Origin of the sequence: Rhabdothermincola sp., from assembly GCF_036846205.1 — a bacterium.
GTDB lineage: Bacteria > Actinomycetota > Acidimicrobiia > Acidimicrobiales > Acidimicrobilacustridaceae > Rhabdothermincola.
The window spans coordinates 1-9,255 of record NZ_DAIUCK010000113.1; the positions used below are offsets into that span (position 1 = coordinate 1).

Consider the following 9,255-nt stretch of genomic DNA (forward strand, 5'->3'; position numbering starts at 1 on the left):
CCCCCCCAGCGCCCAGCCCAGGCACCGGAGCTCGACCCTCGGGCCCTGTCCATCGAGCCGGCGACCGAGCGCGAGGACACCGAGGAGCAGCAGGCCCAGCGGGTACGAACCGTGACTGTTGGTCCACACCCAGAAGACCCCCACCAACCACCCCGGAGCCAGGCGCCCGTCCGCGGCCAGATAGGTGAGCGCCAGCAGCACCAGAGCCCACAGAGCCGGCCGGGGCTGCCAGGCGGCGAGGCCCACCAGCATCACCATGAGGGTCACCGCAAGGCGCGGCACGAGCGTCCTCGCCGGCCTGGTGAGCACCCACACCAGCCCGACCAGGCTCCCGGTGACCACACCGGCCACGAATCTGATCCCCCCTGCCCCGAACCAGGACTCGGCCAGACCGTAGACCGCGGAGACCAGCCAGCTCTGCACGACCCACGGTTCGCCGGCCGCGGTGAACGAGTAGGGGTCGGTCCGCGGAAACCGGCCCTCAACGATCAGGCGCCCGGTGGCGATGTGGGTGAACAGGCTGTTGTCGGTCAGCGGACGCAGCCCGTACCAGTAGCCGGCAAACGCCAGCCAGGCACCGATCACCGCGCTGGTGGTTGGTTGGACGAGCCGGCGGCCGACAGCCGCCGGCGTGCCGGTGACGGCCTCGGCGGGGGCGGCCATGCCGGCCGCCTCAGAACGCTTCGCGGATGTTGATGATCGCGGGACCGAGCACGATGACGAACAGGGCCGGGAAGATGCAGAACACCATCGGGATGAGCATCTTGACCGGAGCCTTCTGGGCTCGCTCCTGGGCGAGCTGGCGGCGCTTCACCCGCATCTCTTCGGCCTGTGCCCGCAGCACCCGACCGATCGAAACCCCGAAGGTGTCGGCCTGCAGGATGGCCAGCACGAACGATCGGACCTCGGGCACATTCGTGCGAGCCTCGAGCGCTCGCATGGCATCGGCCCTCGAGGCACCGGCCCGGGTCTCCCCGAGCATCCGGGCAAACTCCTCCGACAGCGGCCCCGGCACGGCGACGATCACCCGATCCAGTGCCTGCTCGAAGCCGAGACCGGCCTCGACGCTGATGGTGAGCAGGTCCAGGATGTCCGGCAGGGTCACCTGGAGCTGATGCTGGCGAGCCTCCACCTTGCGGCTCAGGGATGCGTCCGGCCCCGCGAGCAGGGCGAATCCCAACAAGAGGAACGCCGCGAACTGGGTCATGCCCTCGAGCCGCAACGGGTTCCAGATGTACGCGAAGATGAACACCAGAGGCACAAGGGCGACCGTCACCACCCGGATGGCCAGGAAGCGGTCGACCGCATCCGCGCTTCCTTGACCCGCGTAGATGAACTTCTTGCGCACCCCGTCGACGTAGCCGACCGGGGTGAACCGGCGACCGAGGCTCGTCAGCCCCCCGAGGATGGGCATGAGCGCCCGTTCGGTGATGGGGGCCAAGAGTTCCTGATCGCGGACGTTCTCGACCTCGTAGCCCTCGAGTTGGCGCAACGACGACCGAACGACGGCCTTCTCGTTCACCTGCGAGAGCAGGGTGTACACGATCAGCGCGATCGCTCCGCCGAGCAGCAGTCCTCCGAGAATGAGCATGTGTGCCTCGTCAGATCTCGATGTCGATGATCTTCTTCATCCACGCGAACCCGATCACCATGGAGACGATCGCGCCGCCGAGCAGGACGTTGCCGAGCCCGGTGTTGAACAGCCTCGAGATGTACTCCGGGTTCAGCACGTACATGGCCAGCGCGAGACCGATGGGCAGGATGGCGAGCACCATCGCCGACACCCGACCCTCGGCCGTCAAGGCAGCCACATCTCGACGCAGCCGCTCGCGTGCAGTCATCGTCTCCGCCACCGTCAAGAGGAGCTCGGAAAGGTTGCCACCCACCTCCCGCTGGATCCGGATGGCCATGACCGCCCACGAGAAGTCATTGCTGTCCATCCGCTCGGCAGTCCCCTCGAGTGCTTCTTCGAGCGGTCGACCGAGCCTGGCCTCGGTCACCACCCGGCGCAGCTCGGTGCCCATCGGGTCCTCGACCTCCTGCGAGACGGCCTCCACGCCCTGCATGAGGGAGTAGCCGGCCTTGAGAGTGCCCGACAGCAGCTGGAGGGTGTCAGGGAGCTGGCTCATGAACTTCTTCTTGCGCAGACCGGCCATGATGCGCACCGCGGCGATCGGGATGATCGCCGCCAGGGCCCCCAGGATCAGCCCGCCTACCAGCGAGCCGAACCACGCCAGGCCGAGCACCGTCACCACTACCACGAGCGCCACGTAGAAGAAGAGGGCCTCGCCTGCCCGCAAAGGCAGGTTCGCCCGCTCGAGGGCGTTCTCCGTGGTTGCGAGCAGGCCGCGGTCCGCTGCCACCTGCTCGGTGATCTCCACCGCCCGCTGCACCAGCGGAGTGCGGACGAAGCTGTCGTTCTCGGCATCGTCCTCGCCCATCGGCTCGGCATACGGGCGCAGCACTGCCGAGAGCCCATCGTCCTTCACGACGACCAGCGTCAAGCCGTACGCCAAGCCGCCGACCGCCACCAAGGCAAGGACGATCCCGATTGCCAGCCCCAGACCACCCTGCAGGAAGGCGATGCCCCCGGACGATTCGGTGACTGCCGGCTGCAGTGCCGGCTTCCCGACCGTCAAGGCACCGATGACGGTATCGACGGCGGTGCTCGTGCCGCCGACCTCCAGGGTCAGCTCGGCGACGTTGCCGACCGGGACCTCGGAGCGGTAGCGGGCCAGGTACTGCTGCTGGGAGATCATCTCGCCGACGCTGCCGACCAGCTCCCCCATCTGTGGCCCTTCATCGGTGGCCAGCACCGTCCCACCGAACCGGTCCACGATCGCCCGGATCGGCCCGTCGTTGAGCCGTGGGTTGGTGAACTCGGCGGCGAAGACCATCGCGTTGCTGTTGCCGATCGCCCCCCTGGCGGCAGCGTCCTCCCCTGCGGGCCCGACGTTGTCACCTTGCGCGGTCATCACGACGATGTTCGCTTGGCCCTTCTTCTCGGCCAGGTCGTCGCCCGCCAGTCGGAGCGCCTTCCACAGTGCCGTCTTCCTGCTTGCGGCCTCGGTCCGAGCGGGGCCCACCCGGTCGATCGCCGAGAGCAGCCGCGCCTCGTCCGCCGTGAAGCCCTGCAGGTTGGTGGCCGTGTCGCTCATCGTGTAGATCGCGAAGCGCATCGACTGCTTCTGGCCCCCGGCACGGTTCCGGACCCACTGCTTGGCTGCGTCCTTGGCCGCGACCAATGCACCCGACGTGTCCATCGGCTCCGAGGTGTCGAACAGCAATGCCACGTCGATGGGTGTCGAGTCGGGCAACGGCGCGACGCTGACATCGACCCGCTGCCCGTTTTCCTTCAGGGTGGCTGCACCCACCTCACCGCGGTCGCCGGTGTAGAGGAACTGGAGGCGGGATTGCGCAGGGTCGACGGTGTCGGCCTCACGCACCACGAGCAGCGATCTGGTCTGCGCGCCGGCGGTAGCGACAGAAAGAGCCGAGACCACGACCAGCGCCAGCAGGGCGCCTGCTCCGAGGGTACGGCGGGCCCGCACTACCGGCTCACCGCCTTGCGAGCGAAGCCCTCCGGCTGGAAGACCTCCTGGCCGAGGCGGATACCGAGGTCGGCGAGCTTCTCGGTGAACTTCGGCCGGACCCCGGTCGCCTTGAGATGCCCCTTGAACCGGCCGTGCTCATCGACCCCCATGCCGTAGTCGAAGAGGAAGACGTCCTGGAGCGTGATCACATCGCCCTCCATGCCCTGCACCTCGGAGATGTGGGTGATCCGCCGGGTACCGTCACGGAGCCGGGTGAGCTGCACGATCAGGTCGATCGCGGACGCCATCTGCTCCCTGATCGCCCGCACGGGCAGGTCGAAACCGGCCATGAGCACGAGGGTCTCGAGGCGGGCGAGCGTGTCTCGGGGGCTGTTGGCGTGCACCGTGGTCAACGAACCGTCGTGGCCGGTGTTCATCGCCTGGAGCATGTCGAGTGCCTCACCCGAGCGGCACTCCCCTACCACGATGCGGTCGGGACGCATACGGAGGCAGTTCTTCACCAGGTCACGGATGGTGATCTCGCCCCGGCCCTCGATGTTCGGAGGCCGGGCTTCGAGGCTGAGGACGTGTTCCTGATGGAGCTGCAGCTCCTTGGCATCCTCGACGGTGACGATGCGCTCGTCGGCCGGGATGAACGACGAGAGCACGTTGAGGGTCGTGGTCTTCCCGGTGCCGGTCCCACCCGAGACGATGATGTTGAGCCGGCCGACCACACAGGCCTGCAGGAAGCGCGCTGCGTGGGCGTTGAGCGTGCCGAAGCGGATGAGGTCGTCGACCTGCAGCTTCTCCTTGCTGAACTTCCGGATCGTGAGGAACGGTCCACCGATCGCCAGCGGATGGATCACCGCGTTCACGCGAGACCCATCGGGGAGGCGGGCGTCGCACAGGGGGTTGGCCTCGTCGATGCGGCGTCCGACCTCACCCACGATCTTGTCGATGATCCGGCGCAGGTGCGTCTCGTCCACGAAGGTGGCCGTCGACTTCTCGAGCTTGCCCCCTCGCTCGACGTAGACCGCGTTCGGCCCGTTGCACATGACCTCGGTGATCTCGTCGTCCTTGAGCAGCCGATCGATCGGCCCGTACCCAAGGATGTCGTCGGAGACGTCCTGGATGAGCTGGGCCTTGTCGGCAGCCGAGAGGGGGGCGCGCTCCTGGGCGAGCGCGGCATGGAGCTGATCGTTGACCCGGCGGCGGAGATCGTCCTCCGACAGCCGCTTGTCATAGAGGATCGGGCCGAGCTCGTCGATCAGCGTGTGGTGGATCTTCTGACGGAGCTCGTCGAGGACCGGGTCGCGGCGTTTCGCTCCCGTCGCCGGCGCCGCTTGCACGTCATGGAGGCGCTTGTAGAGCGACACTGCTACTCCTCACCTTCGGTTGTTGCCCCGCGCACGGCTCGGGATGACCTACCGGCGCTTCTTCTTGCCTTCGACCGGAATGAACAGGTCGGCTAGATCTTCCATCGACCTGGCCACGCCCGACTTGGGCGCGACGAGCACGACGGCCTCTCCCTTGTTCACCGCCTGGGGGACCACCACGTCGCTCGGGACCAGCGCCTCCGCCTGCACCCCGAGCGTGCGCTCCACCTCGCCCACGTCGAGCTTCACCTTGGAGTTCGCCCGGTTGAGGATGAGCTTGACCTTCTCCATCGGCGTGTTGAGCAGGCGCAACGTCTGCAAGCCGATCTTCACGTTCTTGATGTTGGGAATGTCCATGCCTGCCACGAGCAGGACATCGTCGCTCTCCTCGATCAAGCCGAGCACCACGTCGTTGAAATAGGCCGGCGTGTCGATCACGACGAACGCACAGAACTGCCTGAGCAGCTCGACGATCCTGACCATCTCGGTCGCCCCGATCTGGTCGGCGAACGCCGGCTCGAGCGGCGCGGGTAGCACCCGCAGCCCGGACGGGTTGTGGGTGATGAGCAGGCTCTGTATCAGCGCCAGGTCGAGCCGGTCGAGAGCGGAGACCGCGTCGACGATCGTGTGCTGCGGCGCCAGCTTCAGCATCACCGCGATGTCGCCGAACTGCAGGTCGGCGTCGATCAGCACCACCGGCCGCTCGCTCCGTCTCGCGAGCACCACGGCCAGGTTCGTGGCGATCACCGACTTGCCCGCGCCACCCTTGGTGGAGAACACGGTGATCACCCGTCCGAGACCCTCGCCTTCGGCGAAGGTCGTGGGGATGGGGGCCGCCACCGCCGGGGTGAGCGTGGCGGCCACCCGGGCCACCGCCTCGGCCAGCTGGCCACTGTCGACGGGGGCCTGCAGCACGTCTTTGACACCCGCCCGCAGCGCTCGCTGGAGGAGCTCGGTGGTGAGCTCCGTCGTCACCATGATGGCGCCCACCTCCCGCCGGGCCGCCAGCAGCTGCTCCGCGGCCGTCAGCTCCACAGTGCCGGCGAACGAGGGACCGAGCACCACCACGACCGGTTGGCCGCTCAGGCGGGCGGTGAGGTCGCTCAGGGAGGCGAATGGCGTCGCCCCCTGCCCGAGTTGCATGGCGAGCCGCGACCGCACGGCCTGGTCGGCGTCGACGACCACCACCGCGACCTGTGGCGCACCGCCACCGCTGACATGGCCCCCCACGGGTCGGGGCATCGCCTCGCCCGGCTGACCCGAGAACGGACTGGTCACTCCTCGTTCCCCGCCGGTCCGTAGGGCGTCAACTGAGCTGGATCCTCGCCCGGGAGGGTCGAACCGATGGGGGGCGGCGGCGGCAGCGGTCGGGGCTGGTAGTCCTCGGCCACCAGGGTCAGATAGATGCTCCCGGCCTGCTGGGCCATCGCGATCAGCTGCGCGGCCTGCGGGGGCACGTTGAAGGTGATGAGCCCGGTGTTGCCCGCCTGTGCCGCGCTGGCCTGGGTCCCGGTGGTGCTGGCCTGCTCACCCGGGGTCTGGAGGGCGTTCTGCCCGACGGCGAGGATCTGGACCTTCTGGTACAGGTACCGGGCGATCGAGTCCAGCACGTAGGTGGCGGGCAGCTCGCCCGGAGACGCGGCGGTCACCTTCGCCCCCTCGGTGTCGATGTCCTGGAAGACGAGGATGTTCACCTCATCGCCGGGCTGGAGGAACCCACCGACGCCACGAACCTGATCGACCGAGACGGTGATCGCCACGTGGTCAGGGTTCTTCAAGCGTGCCCGGAAGGTGACCTGCGCCGCGGCGGGATCCACGAACATGCCCTGGATGATCACCGCGCCCGCCGGGATGTCGAACAGCGCCACCTTCTTGATGATCTCGTCGGTGCTGGCGATGGCCGTCGACGGTTTGAACTCCTGGGGGATCTTCGACGTCCCGATGGAGCCGTCCTCCACCGCGGTCTTTCCGAGGACCCCTCGCTTGATCGGCGCCTTGGCGGCGAACACGTCCACCCGCTTGGCGTTGTTGTTCGCCCGGTCCTCAATGCCGCGCACGTAGTTGAACAGCAACAGCGCGGCCACGACCCCGACGGCGATGGCGCCCAGCAGGATCAGCGTTCTCCGAGAGCTCACTCCGACCTCACTCCTCGTCCTTGGGCACGACCCCTGTCCAGCCTGCCCGTTCCCTGTCCGTGGTCGCCCGGTGCGGTGAGCCGCCGCCAGCGTCGAGCGCTGGGCGGGTGAGAACCCCCGAACCGCTTGCTGCCCCTATGTCGGCCGATTTCCCCGTGGGACTTAGTGGAACCCCCGGGAAAACCCCGAGAGGTCGACAGAATCCCGGGCGAACAGTAGTCGATTCGGCCCATACGGGGTAGGGCTTCGGCACACCCGCAGGTTGGCTCGGCTCAGCTCTCCGCAGCGCTCGGTGGATCGCCCGGCTCGGCCGGCGCGTCAGTGGCGGGCTCGCCGACACCTTCAGCACCGGTCAGCTGCCCCTGCTCGGCGAAGTACTCCGCCCAGGCCTCCTGGCCCTCGGTCGCCTCGAACTCGGCAGCACCGATGTAGTTGCCTTCTTCGTCGTAGGCGTGCTCGCCGAAGTGCTCCTGGTACTCGGCAGCCACCACCCCGCCTTCAGCGGCTTGCTTGATCGACAGGCTGATGCGGCGACGCTGGAGATCCAGGTCGATGATCTTGACCCACAGCTCCTCACCCGGGGTGACCACCTGCTCGGGCAGGTCGACGTGGTGCGCGGACATCTCCGAGATGTGCACCAGACCCTCGATACCGTCGCCCACCTGCACGAAGGCGCCGAACGGCACCAGCTTGGTCACCCGTCCGTAGACCAGCTCACCCACCCGGTGGTTCGACGCGAACTCCTGCCACGGGTCCTGCTGGGTGGCCTTCAGCGACAGGCTGATGCGCTCCCGGTCGAGGTCGACGTCGAGGACCTGCACCTCCACCTCGTCGCCCACCTGGACCACCGAGCCGGGATGGTCGACATGCTTCCAGGACAGCTCCGACACGTGGATGAGCCCGTCCATGCCTCCCAGGTCGACGAAGGCGCCGAAGTTGACCACCGACGAGACGACGCCCTTGCGCACCTCGCCGGGCTTGAGGTTGTGGAGGAAGTCCTCCCGCTGCTCCTTCTGGGTCTCCTCGAGCCAGGCTCGACGCGACAGCACCACGTTGTTGCGATTCTTGTCGAGCTCGATGATCTTGGCCTCGAGCGTCCGGCCCACGTAGGGCTGCAGGTCGCGGACCCGTCGCAGCTCCACCAGCGACGCGGGGAGGAAGCCCCGCAGCCCGATGTCGAGGATGAGTCCGCCCTTGACCACCTCGATGACCGGGCCGGTGACGACGCCGTCTTCCTCCTTGGTCTTCTCGATGGCGCCCCAGGCCCGCTCGTACTGGGCCCGCTTCTTGGACAGGACCAGCCGACCCTCCTTGTCCTCCTTCTGCAGGACGAGGGCCTCGACCCGATCCCCCAACGAGACGATCTCAGCCGGGTCGACATCGTTGCGGATCGACAGCTCGCGGGCGGGGATGACGCCCTCGGACTTGTAGCCGATGTCGAGCAGGACCTCATCGCGGTCGACCTTGACGACCGTGCCCTCGACGATCTGCCCGTCCTCGACGTCGACCATGGTCTGGGTGTACGCCTCGTCGATCGACATGCCGCCCAGGTCGTCCTCGACGACCTGCCGGGGCACGTAGCGCCCCTCCTCGTCGAAGGTGCCCATCGACGATTCGTCGAGGTCGGGCATCGTGCCGGTGAGGGTCGAGGAACCGGGATCTACATCGGGGCTGGTCTGGTCGGGCAACGGGATCTCTCTTCGGGACGGAACCGGTCGGGTGCTCGTCGAGCACATGGACGTGGATGGAAGAGCGCGCCAAGACGCGCACGGCGGGCCAGCGTAGCACCGCACCGGCCGGATCCCGGCTGCCGGGCGAGCTCAGGGTCGGTGCGCGATGAGCAGCAGCTCCGGATGGTCCAGGTCGGGACGGTGCGCGGCATAAGCGCCCGGCGTCACCGACCAGATGGACCGCACCGTCAGCCCTGCGGCCACCGCGAGGAGTCGCAGCTCCCGCGGGGTGAAGCAGCTCGTCCAGAGCTCAGCGGCCCGCTCCACCCCTCCGGGGTCTCGGATGGTGGTGTGCTCGTGGTTGACTCCGGCTTCCGCATCGAAGGTGTCCGACTCCTCGAGGAACCGAACCGCGAAGTACGCGGAGAACGCCGAGACGGCCACCACACCCCCCGGTCGCACCGCTCGGGCCATGCCCGCCAGGACCTCCCCGTCAGGGTCCACCCACCCCGGCCCGACCAGCAGCGACACCTCGTCGGAC

General features: G+C 68.0%; 6 protein-coding genes and 2 pseudogenes. All 8 read right to left on the reverse strand.

Going from position 1 to position 9,255, the window contains the following annotated elements:
- Window positions 1-663 (reverse strand): annotated as a pseudogene (locus V7004_RS13790) (hypothetical protein); the annotation flags it as partial.
- A 10-nt stretch (window positions 664-673) separates the two neighbouring features.
- Entirely contained in the window at window positions 674-1,591 is a 918-nt protein-coding gene (locus V7004_RS13795; RefSeq protein ID WP_334144687.1) for a type II secretion system F family protein, read from the reverse strand.
- A gap of 10 nt (window positions 1,592-1,601) precedes the next feature.
- Window positions 1,602-3,551: a type II secretion system F family protein gene (locus tag V7004_RS13800; protein WP_334144688.1), complete on the reverse strand. Its 1,950-nt coding sequence runs from the start codon at window positions 3,549-3,551 to the stop codon at window positions 1,602-1,604.
- Window positions 3,551-4,909: a CpaF family protein gene (locus tag V7004_RS13805; protein ID WP_208027915.1), complete on the reverse strand. Its 1,359-nt coding sequence runs from the start codon at window positions 4,907-4,909 to the stop codon at window positions 3,551-3,553. The genes V7004_RS13800 and V7004_RS13805 overlap by 1 nt, the downstream gene beginning before the upstream one ends.
- A gap of 48 nt (window positions 4,910-4,957) precedes the next feature.
- Entirely contained in the window at window positions 4,958-6,151 is a 1,194-nt protein-coding gene (locus V7004_RS13810) for an AAA family ATPase (protein ID WP_334144689.1), read from the reverse strand.
- Window positions 6,152-6,183: 32 nt separating this feature from the next.
- Complete coding sequence (gene cpaB / locus V7004_RS13815) at window positions 6,184-7,044, reverse strand: Flp pilus assembly protein CpaB (RefSeq protein ID WP_334144690.1); 861 nt, start codon at window positions 7,042-7,044, stop codon at window positions 6,184-6,186.
- A 272-nt stretch (window positions 7,045-7,316) separates the two neighbouring features.
- Window positions 7,317-8,651 carry a 30S ribosomal protein S1 gene (gene rpsA, locus V7004_RS13820; protein WP_442968070.1) on the reverse strand — a complete coding sequence of 445 codons (1,335 nt, stop codon included), beginning with the start codon at window positions 8,649-8,651 and terminating at the stop codon, window positions 7,317-7,319.
- Between the two features lie 213 nt (window positions 8,652-8,864).
- A pseudogene (locus V7004_RS13825) lies at window positions 8,865-9,255 on the reverse strand (class I SAM-dependent methyltransferase); the annotation flags it as partial.

Excerpts from the sequence above, each read along its gene's own strand:
- V7004_RS13795 (WP_334144687.1), bottom strand. The coding sequence starts at position 1,591 with ATGCTCATTCTCGGAGGACTGCTGCTCGGCGGAGCGATCGCGCTGATC.
- V7004_RS13810 (WP_334144689.1), bottom strand. The coding sequence starts at position 6,151 with ATGCCCCGACCCGTGGGGGGCCATGTCAGCGGTGGCGGTGCGCCACAG.
- rpsA (WP_442968070.1), bottom strand. The coding sequence starts at position 8,651 with ATGGGCACCTTCGACGAGGAGGGGCGCTACGTGCCCCGGCAGGTCGTC.